This is a genomic window from Zymobacter palmae, assembly GCF_003610015.1.
GTDB classification, from domain to species: domain Bacteria; phylum Pseudomonadota; class Gammaproteobacteria; order Pseudomonadales; family Halomonadaceae; genus Zymobacter; species Zymobacter palmae.
In genome coordinates this window covers 559742-574608 of the sequence record NZ_AP018933.1, presented here as the reverse complement: position 1 = coordinate 574608, position 14867 = coordinate 559742, and the positions used below count along the sequence as shown (strand labels likewise).

The window sequence follows — 14867 nt, the reverse complement described above, 5'->3', positions numbered from 1 at the left end:
CACGCGGTTTTGATCACGCGTCAGCAACGGCTTTGTCCGTCGACAATGCAAGCGCATCGCCCTTCTCATTAACACGGATCCGCACAATGCCACCATGTTCGGCCAATTCACCAAACAGCAGCATATCGGCCAGTGGCACTTTAATGGACGTCTGCACCAGTCGCATCATCGGACGTGCTCCCATCGCCTTGTCATAGCCTTTTTCAGCCAGCCATTCACGGGCGTCGTGATCCACATCCAGCTGAACGCGTTTCTCGTCAAGTTGTGCCTGCAGTTCGATCAGGCACTTGTCGACGACGCGATGAATTGCGTCCGTATCCAGCGGCTTGAAGGTGATGATGCTGTCGAGGCGGTTACGGAACTCGGGGGTGAACGTGCGACGAATCGCTTCGCCGGTGTCCGTGGTGTGATCCTGCTCTTGGAAACCGATTGAGCGGCGCGCGCTATCGGTAGCCCCAACGTTCGAGGTCATGATCAGAATCACGTTGCGGAAGTCGGCTTCACGCCCGTTGTTGTCGGTCAAACGCCCGCGGTCCATCACCTGCAACAGCAGGTTGAATACGTCCGGGTGTGCCTTTTCGATCTCGTCGAGCAACAGCACGCAATGAGGCTGCTTAGTGACGGCTTCGGTCAGCAGACCGCCTTGGTCATAACCGATGTAGCCCGGAGGCGCACCAATCAACCGCGATACGGTGTGATGCTCCATGTACTCGGACATGTCGAAGCGCACCAGTTCGATGCCCAGCTGTTTCGCAAGCTGACGCGCCACTTCGGTCTTCCCTACCCCAGTTGGTCCGGTGAACAGGAAGCTGCCAACGGGACGATCAGGGGCGGCCAGACCTGCACGGGCCAGTTTGATGGCAGACGCGAGGCCGTCGATCGCCTGATGCTGCCCGAAGATCATCATCTTCAAATTGCGTTCGAGGCTGCCCAGCATTTCACGGTCGGAGCGCGATACCTGACGCGGCGGTATGCGCGCCATCCAAGCAACGACGTTCTCGATCTGCTCAACATCCAGCGTACTGATGCGTTCGCCTTCCGGTTTGAGCTGCTGATGTGCACCCGCTTCGTCGATCACGTCAATGGCCTTATCCGGCAGCTGACGGTCATTGATATAGCGTTCGGATAGCCGTACCGCCGCGTCTATGGCACCGTCGGTGTAGGACACTTTGTGGTGCGCTTCGAAGCGACTGCGCAGCCCTTTTAGGATGCGGCAGGTATCTTCAACAGACGGCGCTTCAACGTCGATCTTTTGGAAGCGACGAGCCAGAGCGTGGTCCTTTTCAAAGATGCCACGGTATTCTTGGAAGGTGGTCGCTCCCACGCAGCGCAGTTTGCCGGAAGACAGTAGCGGCTTGAGCAGGTTAGAGGCATCCATCACCCCGTTCGATGCCGAACCGGCACCGATAATGGTGTGAATTTCATCAATGAAGAGAATCGAGTACGGTACATCGTTGAGCGCCTGCAACAGTGCTTTGAGACGTTTCTCAAAGTCGCCGCGGTATTTGGTGCCGGCCAGCAAAGCACCCATATCCAGCGAGTACACCACAGCTTCGCGCATGATCTCGGGAACGTCGCCATCCACGATGCGGCGCGCCAGCCCTTCGGCGATGGCCGTCTTGCCGACGCCCGCTTCCCCCACTAGCAGTGGGTTGTTCTTGCGACGGCGTACTAGCGTCTGGATGACGCGCGTCAGCTCGTGATCGCGCCCGATCAACGGGTCGATGTTGCCTTGCCGTGCTTCTTCATTGAGATCGACGGCATAGCGTTTGAGCGGCGAGGGTTCCGGCGCACTGCCCGCTTCAGAGCTGGCTTCGCCTTCGGCGTCGCCGCTGCGCATGGACATGTCATCATCGCGCGAGATGCCATGAGCGATATAGTTCACGACGTCGATGCGCGAGACATCCTGTAACCCCAGTAGATAGACGGCCTGACTTTCCTGTTCAGAGAAGATGGCCACCAGCACGCTGGCACCGTCAACTTCTTCCTTACCAGAAGATTGAACATGGAAGACGGCACGCTGCAGGACTCGCTGGAAACCAAGCGTCGGCTGGGTCTCACGCGTATCGACCTGCGTTTCGGGAATCAGTGGCGTGGTAGAGTTGATGAAGGACTGCAATTCTGCGCGCAGGATGTCGATCTGAGCCCCACATGCTGTCAGCACGTCAGCAGCAGATGCATTATCCAGCAATGCCAGCAGTAGGTGCTCCACGGTCATAAACTCATGACGTTTGGAGCGTGCTGCCGCAAAGGCAGCGTTTAGCGTCAGCTCCAATTCCTTGCTCAGCATAGCGGGCTTCCTCTTGCCTGGCGCGGTCAGTCCGCGCGCTCTATATCACACAACAGTGGATGCTCGTGCTCTCGCGCATGTTCGTTGACCATCCATGCTCGGGTGGCCGCAATGTCATAGGGGTAACGCCCACAGACGGCCTTGCCTTGAGTATGAACCGTCATCATGATTTGGACAGCCTGCTCGCCGCCCATGCCGAAAAACCGCTCGAGGATATCCACCACGAAATCCATCGGGGTGAAGTCATCGTTGAAGAGCACCACGTCATACCAGCGGGGTTCCGCCAGCTCTGTGCGTTCCTCCTCTTCGGTCAGATGGTCGAGACCATCGGCATCTGCCGCGCTGTCCGAATCATCGGACATGTTCATGATCAGCGGTGCCGTGGAAGCGGCAGTCGCGGTCTTATTGTGCATACGGGGCCACATGAGTGAACGGTAACGGATATGATGAAGGGAAGTGCATGACGATGCCGTGACATGACCGGTCTCCCACTAAGAAGACCGAGCGGCACTCGGTTCGATGCCTCGGATGCCCGGATATATGCCATCGCATGCAAAAGGTAAGATGATCCTCTATAACATCTTTCCATAGTGGTGCTCATGGCACGCTTTTTCAAGCGCTGGCCAATAGCGCCGAGCGTCTCTTGCCCATCCGCAGACACTGACATGCACGCCAATGTCATCATAAGGCCATGCTCACTGTCCGCCTGCAAGCCCTCTTGGTACCCTTTCACTTTTATGGAGCATCGTCACCATCGCAACAAAGGGCACCATGCCTACACCGCCCAATGTCCAACCCGATGGCCGACCCTGTTCCTCCGCCCTCGCGACCTGATGGTGCTTCTATCTATGAGTACGCTCTACCTGCTTAACAAGCCGTTCCACACACTGTGTCAGTTCACCGATGAGCGCCATGAGGGCGAACCACGCAAGACGCTGGCTCCGCTGATCGCCGTCCCCAATGTCTATCCCGCAGGCCGCCTCGACTACGACAGCGAGGGGCTGCTCCTACTGACCGACGATGGCGCACTGGCACATCGCATCACGCACCCATCCCAAAAGCTGCCCAAGACCTACTGGGTGCAGGTAGAAGGAGCCCCTGATGATGATGCCCTCCAACGCCTGCGCCACGGCGTAACACTGAAGGATGGGCCGACCCGCCCCGCCAAGGTACGCCGCATCGACACGCCAGAGGTACCGGAACGCATACCACCGGTACGCTTCCGCGCCAGCATTCCTACCCACTGGCTGGAAATCACCATCAGCGAAGGCCGCAACCGTCAAGTCCGCCGCATGACGGCCCACGTTGGCCTGCCCACACTGCGACTGATCCGCGTCGCTATCGGCCCGTGGACGCTCGAAGGCATCGCACCGGGTGAATGGCGCAAAGAAACCGTGCATCTACCGCAGCAGGCCGCGTCATCCTCACCAAACCGCCAAAAGCGAGGCCCACGTCAGGGCCCAGCGGGCAAGCGCCCTGTTCGAGGAACGCAGCGCCCGTCCTCATAAGGGGGTTGCCGCTGCCGTCTGCGCCAGACATTATGCCTATCTCGACGTAGCGGAAAGACACCGATCAGATGCCTTTCCGCCGGCCTGCTCGTGCACATAAGTGCGCGGGCGGTGCCCGATAACAACAGACTGATCAACGCATCGAAAAGGATTCACCATGAAAGACAACCGCTGGATGCCTCATGCAACGGTCGCGACCGTCATCTTCGACGGTGAACGATACCTGCTGACCGAAGAGATCAACCGTGGCGCCAGCCGCGTCGATTACCCCACGCTGTTCAACCAACCGGCGGGCCACCTCGAACCAAACGAAACACTCATCGAAGCGGCACGGCGTGAAACACGCGAAGAATGTGGCTGGGAAGTGACGCTGACCGGCTATCTGCGCCTTTATACGCGGGCTTGGAAACAGACCGTTTATCACAGCCATGCCTTTATCGCGACGCCGGATCACCCGGTAGACACACCGTTGGATGAAGGCATCGTGGCAGCCCATTGGCTGACATGGGAAGAGATTCAAGCGCTGGATGCAGAAGGCAAGCTGCGCAGCCCATTGGTACGCATGCGCATCGAAGATTATCAGGCGGGTCTGTGCTTCCCGCTCGACGTGCTGAAAGAGCTGCACCCGGCCTAAGCAAGCCACTCTGGCGATCGCGCACCGAGGTGGTTCAGCCGCCTGCCGCCATCAGGTATACTCGTCGCATATAATGCTGGCCTGCTCGTGGCACCGTTACTGACCGCGGCGAGCAGGTGCTTCACCGCTCGGTGCCAGCACACCGCGCCACCAAGGAGATCGGGCGCTCCCCGGATTCAATGCTATGCAGAACATGACTCGCTTCCCTCACCCTTCCCAGCTCATGATGGATGACACTGCCGCTGCGGGTACACCGTCGAAGACCAAGGTCATCGTCGGCATGTCCGGCGGTGTGGATTCATCCGTCGCGGCCTCGCTGTTGATGCGCCAAGGCTATGAGGTCGAAGGCCTGTTCATGAAGAACTGGGACGAGGACGACGGCACTGAATACTGCACGGCGAAAGAAGACCTTGCCGATGCCCAAGCCGTTTGCGACACGCTCGGAATCCGCCTGCACACGGCCAACTTTGCCGTCGAGTATTGGGACAATGTTTTCGAGCACTTCCTTGAAGAATACAAGGCAGGCCGTACGCCGAACCCCGACATCCTCTGCAACCGTGAAATCAAGTTCAAGGTCTTCCTCGACTACGCGGAAAAGCTGGGCGCCGACCTGATTGCCACCGGGCACTACTGCCGCGTGCGCAAGCCTGCGGGCAGCGAACTGGGCGAACTGCTGAAGGGGCTAGATCCGAACAAAGACCAGAGCTACTTCCTGCACGCCGTGACCGGCAAGGCGCTGGGTAAGACTCTGTTCCCGATCGGTGACATGGAAAAACCGGAAGTGCGCCGCATTGCCGAGGCCGAAGGCCTGATCACGGCACGCAAGAAGGATTCCACCGGTATCTGCTTCATCGGCGAACGCCGCTTCACCGATTTCCTGCGCCAGTATCTGCCGGCCCAGAAAGGCAAGATCGAAACGCCCGAAGGCGAAGTGATCGGCGATCATATCGGCCTGATGTACTACACCATCGGCCAGCGCCAAGGCCTCGGAATCGGTGGGCTGCCCAACCACGATGAAAGCCCGTGGTACGTTGCCCAGAAAGACCTCGACCGCAACGTGCTGATCGCCGTACAGGGCAAGCATCATCCGCTGCTTTATACCGACGTACTGACCAGCGAACCGATCGAATGGGTCGCAGGCAAGGCCCCGATGGCCGTTGGCGAGACACTGGCGCTACGCGCTAAGGTGCGCTATCGCCAGAACGATCAGGGCTGCAAGGTCACCCTGCGCGAAGAGGGTAGCGTCAGTGTCCGGTTCGATGAACCGCAGCGTGCGGTGACACCGGGGCAATCGCTGGTGCTGTACGCTGACGATCTATGTCTCGGTGGTGGTGTCATTCTCGAAGCCCACCAGTCGGACACGTTTTCCCTTGAGGAGATTCCGGCATGAGCACAACGCGCCGCCAAGCCATCGCACTGGCGGGGGTCTTTCAGGCCGCCGCAACGGTCGATAGTCTGGCCCGCACGGGTCAGCACGATACGACGGCATGGCGTACGTTGATCGACGCGACACTCGATACCGAGCCCGCCGACTTCGAAAGCGTCTATGGCGGCCAGCTGTCTCACCTTCAGCTCGGGCTCGATACACTGCGCCGTACGCTTGATGATCCCTCACACAATGCTGTTATCGCCCGCTATGCGATGGCGATGCTAATGCTGATGCATCGCCTACGGCGCGATAAGCGCATGATGACGACACTCGGCGAACGCCTGGCACGCGTCCGCCAGCAGGCAGGCCATTTCGGGCCGGTGCATGAAAACGTCGTCGCCAGTCTAGGAGAGCTCTATCAGGACACGCTCTCTACGCTTCCACGCCGGATCGTGGTACAAGGGGACCCCGGACTACTACAGATGCCCATGATGCCCGAGCGCATCCGAGCGGCACTCCTCTCGGGCATTCGCTTTGCCATGCTCTGGTACCAGATGGGGGGCCGGCGTTGGCACCTCATCTTCCGTGGTGGCCTTAAACGTCAGCTAGACGAACTGACGCGATGAAGGCTGCCCTCTTCTTCCACCTCCTCTGCAGGTGCTCCTGATGCAACGTACTACGCTGACTGCGCTTTCTCCCGTCGATGGTCGCTATGCTCGCCAGACCGCTCCGCTGTGCGAGTTCTTCAGCGAATTCGGTCTGCTGAAGTTTCGCGTCCAGGTTGAACTCCGCTGGCTTGAAAGCCTCGCTCTGCATCCCGATATTCCTGAAGTCCCCCCGCTTTCCGACAACGCCCACCGCTTCCTCGACCAGCTGATCCGCGACTTCTCGCTTGAAGACGCACAGGCGATCAAAGACATCGAAAAAACAACCAACCATGATGTCAAAGCGGTCGAATACTTCATCAAGTCCCGTCTGGCCGACCACGCCGAACTGGCCGCCGTCAGTGAATTCGTACACTTCGCCTGCACCAGCGAAGACATCAACAACCTGTCGCACGCCCTGATGCTGAAGAACGGTATGGAATCCGCCGTCCTGCCGCTGATGACGCAGCTGACAGAGGAAGTGGAACGTCTGGCACGCGATTACGCCGACCAGCCGATGCTGTCCCGTACCCACGGCCAGACCGCCAGCCCTACCACGCTGGGTAAGGAAATGGCCAACATCGCCTACCGCCTGCGTCGCCAGCTCGAACAGGCCCGCAGCATCCAGCCGATGGGCAAGATCAACGGTGCCGTGGGTAACTACAACGCTCACCTGAGCGCCTACCCACAGGTCGACTGGGCCACGCATGCCAAAGGCTTCATCGAAAGCCTCGGCATCGCCTTCAACCCGTACACCACACAGATTGAACCGCACGACTATATTGCCGAGCTGTTCGACGCTGTCGTTCGCTTCAACACCGTACTGATCGACTTCGACCGCGATATCTGGGGCTACATCTCGCTGGGCTATTTCAAACAACGCCTCAAAGAAGGCGAAGTGGGCTCGTCGACCATGCCACACAAGGTCAACCCGATCGACTTCGAAAACAGCGAAGGGAACCTGGGCATCGCCAATGCGCTTCTGGAACATCTGGCCCGCAAGCTGCCTGTTTCCCGCTGGCAGCGCGACCTGACCGATTCCACCGTGCTGCGCAACCTAGGGGTGGGGCTGGCGCATGCCGTCATCGCCTACAACGCCTCGCTGAAAGGCATCGGTAAGCTGGAAGCCGACCCGGCCCGCATGAACGATGACCTCGATCATCATTGGGAAGTGCTGGCGGAGCCGATCCAGACCGTCATGCGCCGCTATGGCCTCGAAACGCCTTATGAGCAACTCAAGGCGCTGACCCGCGGCAAACAGATTGATCAGGCCACACTGGCCACCTTTATTGACGCACAGCAGCTGCCCGACGACGCCAAGGCCGCTCTGCGCGCACTGACACCGGGCACCTATACTGGTAATGCAGCGCAGCAGGCTGCCCGTATCGGTCAACAGGAGAAGTAACTGCATGACAGCCCCCAGCACCCTCCCCGGCGGCCTTGATGTCACCACGTTCCTGCGGGACTACTGGCACAAGAAACCGCTGCTGATCCGCGGTGCCTATCCGGACTTCGAACCGCCGTTGATGCCTGACGAACTGGCCGGTCTGGCCTGCGAGGAAGGCATCGAATCGCGCATCGTCGAGAAGGTCGGTGCCAACGGCAAACCGTGGCAGGCAAGCCACGGCCCGTTCGATGAAGACACCTTTGCACGCCTGGGCGATCGCGACTGGACCGTACTGGTACAGGCCGTCGATCACTACGTGCCTGAGGTCGCCGAACTGCTGAAAGACTTCCGCTTCATCCCGACGTGGCGTCTGGACGACATCATGATCAGCTACGCCCCCACCGGCGGCAGCGTTGGTCCGCACATGGACAATTATGATGTGTTCCTGATTCAGGCGACGGGTAAGCGCCGCTGGCAGCTCGGCAAGTTCATTGACGAAGACGAGCCGGTGATCCAAGGCATCGACCTGCGCATCCTCGAACACTTCGAGGTTGATCAGGATCAGGACTGGGTGCTGGAACCGGGCGATATGCTCTATATCCCGCCGCGCATCGCGCATAACGGGGTCAGCGAAAGCGATGACTGCATGACCTATTCCATCGGCTTCCGCGCACCGTCCGCCGACGAGATGGTCACGTCTTACGCCGACTATCGCGGCGAGCAGCTCTCCGAGATGCAGCGCTATGCCGACGCTGATCTGACGCTGGGTAACCCGGGTGAAGTGGATGACGTCGCGCTGGAACGCGCGCGCCAGCTTATCCTGTCATCGCTGGATGACCGCGAGCAGTTGAAACAGTGGTTCGGGCGCTACATGACCCAGACCAAATACCCGGATCAGCTGATCGAGCCGGACGAGTATCTGGATGCCACCACACTGCGCGAAGCGCTGGCTGAAGGTGCAGAGATCGAACGCGCACTGGGCTCGCGATTTGCCTGGCATGATGAACAGGGCACCTATGCCACGCTGTTCGTCGATGGTGACGGCCTGCGCGCACCCAAGGCACTGGCTCATCTACTGGGCAGTTCCGCACCCATTCCAGCCGAACTGGCAGACGACGATGTCGCCGCTGGCCTGCTGGCTAAGCTGATCAACCGTGGCAGCTTGATACTGAGCGACGACTGATCGGTTAAGGATGCCTCCTCTGACACAGTCGTGTTGGGGGAGGCTTTTTCTTTTCCATAAAAGCCCCCTCGCCTCGCATAAACGTCCTTTCTCTTCTGTAATTCCCTGCCACCTCCGTTTCTCACAGCAGAACATTACGCCACAGTCCAAATAGCCCATTACTGCTTTTCGCTTTCGTCTTAATTTCGCCCCCATGCCTTGCGATAGCAGATCTTTTCCTACCGCCAGAGCGCGCATAGCGATAGGCGCTAAGCAAAGAAACCCTCGATAGAAATGAGACTGATCGGAATGACCGTAAAGCGACGGCTGCGCTACACTTTTCATCAAGGTGAATGCACGCTTACCGTGACGTGTTACCACCGAGCGTGTCTTTGCTACATGATATGACTGGAATTTTCACGAACCCTTAGCAGGTTTGCCGGTCAAATAGACAGAGCATGCTATGTGCCATCCGTGGATGGCGATACAGCGATTTTCATCTACGCTAGAGTTCAAGGGCCCGCTACGCGGTAGCGGCTCAGGATGGATCCAAGCACCGGCACATGCCGATAGAAAGGAGATTTGCCATGAAACGTTACCTGACACTGGCTGCCGTTGCGGCAATGGGCGCGATGACACTGGGCGGCTGTGCCAACGAACCCTATAACGGCAACAACTACACTGGCGCACAGGCAGGTCAGGCACAGAGCGTTTCCTACGGTACCATCACAGCCATTCGTGCTGTGAAGATCGAAGGCAACGGCACAAGCGGCTTCGGCGGCATCGGTGGTGCAGTGCTGGGTGGTCTGCTGGGCCACCAAGTCGGCGGCGGTAGCGGCAAAACCATCGCAACGGCTGTGGGCGCACTGGGCGGTGCTTGGGCGGGTAACCGTGTAGAAGCAAGCTCCGACCGCACCAACGGTATGGAAGTGCAGATCAAGCGCGATGACGGCCAGAACTTGGTCATCGTACAGCAGGCCGACAACACCTATCTGGTCGGCCAGCGTGTGCGTATTATCGGTTCAGGCACCAGCGTGCGCGTTGCCCCAGCTCAATAAGCTCGGTCATCCCGCACATGAAGACGCCCCGTTGCGCCCTGCGCACGGGGCGTTTTGCGTCAGACAGCAGACAATGCCCGTGCATCGTGTTGATGCCATGCACGCTGAGCACACCCACAGGCCAGCAGCGCACAGGTTGCCGCCAGTCCGAAGATGGCCGAATACCCCCAGGCACTCAGTACCCCACTGATGCAACCCACCAATAGAATTCCGATATCGAAGCAGGCTTCGTACGCACTCAATGCCAGTCCCATGTGTGCCGCAGGTAGGCTGCCGATTGCCGTCACACCCAGCAGCGGATACACCATCGACAACCCGTACCCTGTCAGAAATGATCCCACGATGGCCAGCAATGGCCCGATCGACGCACTGCTTACGCCAGCACACGCGATCATGGCCAATCCCAGCGCCTCAATCACCATCATCAGTACCGTCGCCCGACGTCCCAGACGCGAGGTATAGAAGCCCACGCTAAGGCGGCTGAGCACATAGCCGACGCTGTACATCACCAGTGCGATCGTGGCCGTGCTCTGCCATCCTTTTGACCAGAGCATCAGCATCAGAAATGACATGATCGCCGCATAGCCCATGTTACTGAGCGCAAAGCCAGCACCGGACGGCCACACCCGCGCCACGACTTGCACCAACGACAGCGACATATTCGTTCCCACGATCGGTGCCGAAGGCAGGCACAGCGCAATGCACCAGCCTACCAACGGTGGCAACGTCATCGCCCATGCTCCACTGGTCAGGGAAAGGTAGCCTTGATGAGCCAACCCGCCTACACCGTTGCCGACGGCCAGACCGATGAACATGCCGATTCCGACCATCGACATCACCTTACCCGCGCTTTCGCGCCCGATCAGGCCGATGGGCCATGTGCCACTGCAAGTGAACACGAGGCTCTCCCCTACGCCCATCACGATACGCGACAGCAGGATGATCCCCAGCGTTCCGAGCGCCCCCCACTGAGCGGCTCCCTGAATAGCCAGCAGGCACATAGCCCCCGCCAACGCCGAGAGCGCCAGCCCCCACAGCATGCCGCACTTGGCACCGCGACGATCCGAAAAACGTCCCGCGGGCAGGCGAGACAACAATGTACTGATCGACTCCAGTGCAATCACAGCACCCACGACGGTCGGCGTGAATCTAAGTTCATTCGTTAGATAGAGCGGTAGTAGCCCCAGCGAAATGCCCAGACCAAAGATGACGACGCACAGTAGACCGCTAATGATGACCGCACATGTCCATGGATGCTGACGCATACTTCCCCCTCGACTGCCTGCAGAATGAACACAACCCGTTGATCGGACTGATGATACATCCACTGTACAAATCACCACCACTGGCTTTTAGTCACGCATCACGCTTCCTTCCGAAAAAAGACAATGATGGTATTCGACAGCGGAATCTCCCTTCAGCCCTGCGAACGCGGCGCCATCACAGCAAGAACAATGCAGCAGCCATAGCCCCAGCCGTAGCCGTAGCCGTAGCGGGACGCCTTGAAACGCCAGCGCCGCGGCAAAGGTTGAGCTTATCTATGCGACTACCGCGATCGCATGAAGGGGGAGGCCATCAGAAAAACAGTGATTACCGCTCTGGCTGACAAAGACGAAAAAAACCGACCCAGTCGAGCGAGAGTCATCTGCCACAGAACGAGGCGTCATAAAAAAGAGGGGTAAGAAAAAAGAGAGAGGCCAAAAAAGAAAGGTGAAGCGGCAACCCAAAGAAGAAAGATCAAGATGAACAAGGGGCCATGAACAGGCCCCTTGAAAGGCAACGCAATGCCATCAAGCCATCGTGCTTTTGGACACAACGGGGGCGGGCTGGTCACGCCGCTCCTGCTGCTCGCGCAGCATCATACCAATACGTCCGCAAACGAATTCAGCTTGGCCCAGAACATCGGACTCAACATTCGGCCACGATGCCAACGCCGCTAACAGATCACGGGTATGGGCTTCGAAGATGGCAATATCAAAAGCCCCGGTAACGCTTTCATCGTAGTGGCGTGTAACGCGCTGCTGCCATACTTGCAAGGCAACGCGCTGGCGGTCGGGAATCAGACTGGCCCTGAACAGCGCGCGCACCTGCATCACCAAATGCCCCACCGCAAAAGCCAGTAACCCTTGTTCGACCCAGTGCCACGGCAGGCGATCACGGGCCGAGCGCTCGTAGCGCCCCAGTTGCTGCAAACGCGACAGCATGTTGCTGTTAAAGCGTTCGGCTTCATCACGCTTCGATCCCACCTGACGCAGGTCGCTCAGCATGGCGCGATACAGACGACGGTGCACCGCTGTCGCCCGCGGCACGGGCAGACTGCGGAACAGCACCATCAGCAGGGTGAATCCCATCAGCAGCGCCAGCCCGCGTTCGATGGCACTCGGCACGTCAAAGGTCATGTGGTTGCTGGGCATGGTCATGATGATATAGGTCATGCAGAAACCCAGCGTCTGCGGGAACGTCTGACGGGCCGTAAAGCCAAACAGTGCGATGAACAGCGGTAGCCCGAAAATCATCAGCATGCACTCGAACGCATGCATGGTATTCGCCAGCAGCACGTTGCCGAAAATGATCGCTATCGGAAACGCAATGGCCCCGCCCAATAACGCCCGCATCACCAGCATGTCCGAGTGGGGTAGCTGGGCCAACATCGTGCCAAGCACGACAGGAATCAGCATCATCATGATCGCGCTGTTCCAGCCCGTGGATATCCACACTATCGCCCCGATAATGAACAGCAGCATGCAGCGCAGCCCTACGGTCATCGCGGGCAGCCAGTCCTGACGTGTACGCGGCGCGCGCGCCTTGAGCGCTCGCCCCGGCTCCGGCGATTCGATCAGCAGACAGGCATCACACAGCACGATCAAATGCGCCATCAACGTCAGCAACGCACGACGTGTATGCTGCTGTGAAGCAGATGCTTTCTCGTCCAATGGCTGACGGATGATCGACTGACGCAGTTCGACCAGCTCATCGCGCATGGCCTTGGGATCGTCGCGTTCCAGCATGCTGCCTAGTTCATCGCGCAGCCGGTCGATCCACACCGACAGCATCTGATTGAGCTCGCCGCGTTCGCGATACGCCATGCTATTAGCATCAGCAATCAGGCTCAGGCCGCGCTGCGATAGCAGGTGAGCGGCACGGGCACGGCGCGGCCCCGCGGGGCCTTCATAGAAGACTGGGCCGGTATCGGCCTGCAGTGCCATGATGGCATCGAGTGCATCGAGGATAGCGGCGTGGCGATCCCCGGCTTCATGAACGTCCAGCTGGGTATGCACCACCTTCAGCGCAGCCTTCAGCGTACCGAGTGCATCAGCCATCATGCGTGGGTGGGTATCCTGCGGCCACATCACCAGACTGATGCCCGTCGCACATGCCACGCCGATCCCGATCTCGGTCACGCGTGACACGGCGATAGTGAAAGCTCCGGCACTGCTGGGTGCCGACGATTCGGTGATCAGCACCACCATGCCCATGGTGGTCGCAATCATGGCGAACAGATAGGTAATGTTGAAGTCGCGTGTACGCGAGGCCAGCGTCCCCAACACAAAAATCATCAGTGCAACGCTGCCCAGTGCCAGTACGCGGTGCTGAAGGCCGTAGGACAGGATAACCAGTCCGATCAGGCCACCGATCACATTGCCGCAGAACTGAAAGAACCCCTTCTGAATCACCATGCCATTTTCAGGACGCATCAGCAGAAAGACGGCCGAAATCATCGCCCAGTATGGTCGATCGAAATCCATCAGCATCGTCACGTAGAGCGATAGCCCCATCGCCACAATGCCTTTTAACCCAAAGCGAATGGTCGACAGCTTGGGCTTCAGGTAGACCGCGAGCACGGAGGACGTCATGGCGACACGGTACCCTCAGCGGTTACCGCGGGCTGTGCGGGTGCCGCATGCGCACGGCGCTCGGGATGAACGTGCAGCGTCGCCGTCATGCCCGCACTCAGCATTACATCAGACGGCGACTGATCAAACGCCACATCAACGGGAATGCGCTGTGCCAGACGAACCCAAGTGAAGGTCTGTGAAACACTCGGCAGCAGATCGCTACCGGGAGTCAGGTTGCTGTTAGAGATACCACGCCCAATCGCTAGCACGTGCCCTTTCACCGTATGGTTAGACGCCATTAGGTGGATATCGACAGGGTCGCCGACCTGTATGCCCGCCAGCTTGGTTTCTTCGAAATAGCCGGTCAGATAGTAGCTGTCATCGCGGATCAGCGAGATCTTAGCACTGCCGCGGGTCACGTAATCGCCGGGATGCAGCTGTAGATTAACCAGCTGACCATCGAAAGGGGCCTCGTAGCGGGCACGTGACACGTCCAGCTGCGCACTGTTGACCGTCACCTGAGCGGCATCGTAGGCCGCCTTGGCTTCGGCCGCGCTCAGATTGGCGGTATCCCGCGCTTCTTGGCTGATCGCCAGCTGCCCCAGCTGGGCACGGCGTACAGCCGAATGCTGGGCCTGTTCCCATGCGGCTCGCGCCTTTTCGGCCGTTGCCTGCGCCTGATCCAATGCCAGCTGATAGCGGGCGAGATCGACGGTGAACAGCAAATCGCCCTTGTGTACCAGCCGCTTATCGTTGGCATTAAAATTCTCGACCCATCCTGACACATCGGGCGTGATGGTCACGATATCGGCCCGCACGCGCGCATCACGCGTCCACGGGGTATACATGTAATAGCGCCACAGCCAGATACCGGCCAACACGGCAGCGGCAATCACGGCGACGGTAAAGATGAAACGCATCAATCGCTGCATGAAGGAATTCCTCGAACCAAGTCTCGTGCCATGACGCCTCGTCAGGC

The 14867-nt window shown here is 59.0% G+C and carries 12 protein-coding genes; 7 read left to right on the top strand and 5 right to left on the bottom strand.

Features of this window, described 5'->3' with window-relative positions; all coding sequences use genetic code 11:
- Nucleotides 1-13 precede the first annotated feature (13 nt).
- Both clpA and clpS read right to left on the bottom strand, forming a co-directional pair.
- Entirely contained in the window at nt 14-2290 is a 2277-nt protein-coding gene (gene clpA / locus ZBT109_RS02560; RefSeq protein WP_027704885.1) for an ATP-dependent Clp protease ATP-binding subunit ClpA, read from the bottom strand.
- Between the two features lie 26 nt (nt 2291-2316).
- Nucleotides 2317-2703 (bottom strand): ATP-dependent Clp protease adapter ClpS, encoded by a 387-nt coding sequence (gene clpS / locus ZBT109_RS02555; protein ID WP_027704884.1) that lies wholly within the window; start codon nt 2701-2703, stop codon nt 2317-2319.
- Between the two features lie 435 nt (nt 2704-3138).
- Here clpS and ZBT109_RS02550 point away from each other — a divergent pair, with 435 nt between their 5' ends.
- The 7 genes from ZBT109_RS02550 to ZBT109_RS02520 all read left to right on the top strand — a co-directional run bounded on the left by ZBT109_RS02550 (nt 3139) and on the right by ZBT109_RS02520 (nt 10052).
- Complete coding sequence (locus ZBT109_RS02550) at nt 3139-3798, top strand: pseudouridine synthase (protein ID WP_027704883.1); 660 nt, start codon at nt 3139-3141, stop codon at nt 3796-3798.
- Between the two features lie 157 nt (nt 3799-3955).
- Nucleotides 3956-4432 (top strand): NUDIX domain-containing protein, encoded by a 477-nt coding sequence (locus ZBT109_RS02545; protein ID WP_027704882.1) that lies wholly within the window; start codon nt 3956-3958, stop codon nt 4430-4432.
- A gap of 226 nt (nt 4433-4658) precedes the next feature.
- Nucleotides 4659-5822 carry a tRNA 2-thiouridine(34) synthase MnmA gene (gene mnmA / locus ZBT109_RS02540; RefSeq protein ID WP_027704881.1) on the top strand — a complete coding sequence of 388 codons (1164 nt, stop codon included), beginning with the start codon at nt 4659-4661 and terminating at the stop codon, nt 5820-5822.
- Nucleotides 5819-6427 (top strand): high frequency lysogenization protein HflD, encoded by a 609-nt coding sequence (gene hflD, locus ZBT109_RS02535; protein WP_027704880.1) that lies wholly within the window; start codon nt 5819-5821, stop codon nt 6425-6427. The genes mnmA and hflD overlap by 4 nt, the downstream gene beginning before the upstream one ends.
- Before the next feature lie 40 nt (nt 6428-6467).
- Nucleotides 6468-7850 (top strand): adenylosuccinate lyase, encoded by a 1383-nt coding sequence (purB, locus tag ZBT109_RS02530; RefSeq protein ID WP_027704879.1) that lies wholly within the window; start codon nt 6468-6470, stop codon nt 7848-7850.
- Between the two features lie 4 nt (nt 7851-7854).
- Entirely contained in the window at nt 7855-9015 is a 1161-nt protein-coding gene (locus ZBT109_RS02525) for a cupin domain-containing protein (RefSeq protein ID WP_027704878.1), read from the top strand.
- 566 nt (nt 9016-9581) lie between these two features.
- Complete coding sequence (locus ZBT109_RS02520; RefSeq protein WP_027704877.1) at nt 9582-10052, top strand: outer membrane lipoprotein; 471 nt, start codon at nt 9582-9584, stop codon at nt 10050-10052.
- 59 nt (nt 10053-10111) lie between these two features.
- Here the strand turns inward: ZBT109_RS02520 and ZBT109_RS02515 are convergent, their stop codons facing one another.
- The 3 genes from ZBT109_RS02515 to ZBT109_RS02505 all read right to left on the bottom strand — a co-directional run bounded on the left by ZBT109_RS02515 (nt 10112) and on the right by ZBT109_RS02505 (nt 14820).
- Nucleotides 10112-11317 (bottom strand): MFS transporter, encoded by a 1206-nt coding sequence (locus tag ZBT109_RS02515; RefSeq protein WP_027704876.1) that lies wholly within the window; start codon nt 11315-11317, stop codon nt 10112-10114.
- A gap of 525 nt (nt 11318-11842) precedes the next feature.
- On the bottom strand, nt 11843-13906 hold the full coding sequence (locus ZBT109_RS02510; protein WP_027704875.1) for an FUSC family protein: 2064 nt from the start codon (nt 13904-13906) through the stop codon (nt 11843-11845).
- The gene (locus tag ZBT109_RS02505) at nt 13903-14820 is read right to left on the bottom strand and encodes an efflux RND transporter periplasmic adaptor subunit (protein ID WP_051523739.1); all 918 of its coding nucleotides are present in this window, start codon (nt 14818-14820) and stop codon (nt 13903-13905) included. Before ZBT109_RS02505 ends, ZBT109_RS02510 begins: the two co-directional genes overlap by 4 nt.
- Between the last annotated feature and the right edge of the window lie 47 nt (nt 14821-14867).

Excerpts from the sequence above, each read along its gene's own strand:
- clpA (WP_027704885.1), bottom strand. The coding sequence starts at position 2,290 with ATGCTGAGCAAGGAATTGGAGCTGACGCTAAACGCTGCCTTTGCGGCA.
- clpS (WP_027704884.1), bottom strand. The coding sequence starts at position 2,703 with ATGCACAATAAGACCGCGACTGCCGCTTCCACGGCACCGCTGATCATG.
- ZBT109_RS02550 (WP_027704883.1), top strand. The coding sequence starts at position 3,139 with ATGAGTACGCTCTACCTGCTTAACAAGCCGTTCCACACACTGTGTCAG.
- ZBT109_RS02545 (WP_027704882.1), top strand. The coding sequence starts at position 3,956 with ATGAAAGACAACCGCTGGATGCCTCATGCAACGGTCGCGACCGTCATC.
- mnmA (WP_027704881.1), top strand. The coding sequence starts at position 4,659 with ATGGATGACACTGCCGCTGCGGGTACACCGTCGAAGACCAAGGTCATC.
- hflD (WP_027704880.1), top strand. The coding sequence starts at position 5,819 with ATGAGCACAACGCGCCGCCAAGCCATCGCACTGGCGGGGGTCTTTCAG.
- purB (WP_027704879.1), top strand. The coding sequence starts at position 6,468 with ATGCAACGTACTACGCTGACTGCGCTTTCTCCCGTCGATGGTCGCTAT.
- ZBT109_RS02525 (WP_027704878.1), top strand. The coding sequence starts at position 7,855 with ATGACAGCCCCCAGCACCCTCCCCGGCGGCCTTGATGTCACCACGTTC.
- ZBT109_RS02520 (WP_027704877.1), top strand. The coding sequence starts at position 9,582 with ATGAAACGTTACCTGACACTGGCTGCCGTTGCGGCAATGGGCGCGATG.
- ZBT109_RS02515 (WP_027704876.1), bottom strand. The coding sequence starts at position 11,317 with ATGCGTCAGCATCCATGGACATGTGCGGTCATCATTAGCGGTCTACTG.
- ZBT109_RS02510 (WP_027704875.1), bottom strand. The coding sequence starts at position 13,906 with ATGACGTCCTCCGTGCTCGCGGTCTACCTGAAGCCCAAGCTGTCGACC.
- ZBT109_RS02505 (WP_051523739.1), bottom strand. The coding sequence starts at position 14,820 with ATGCAGCGATTGATGCGTTTCATCTTTACCGTCGCCGTGATTGCCGCT.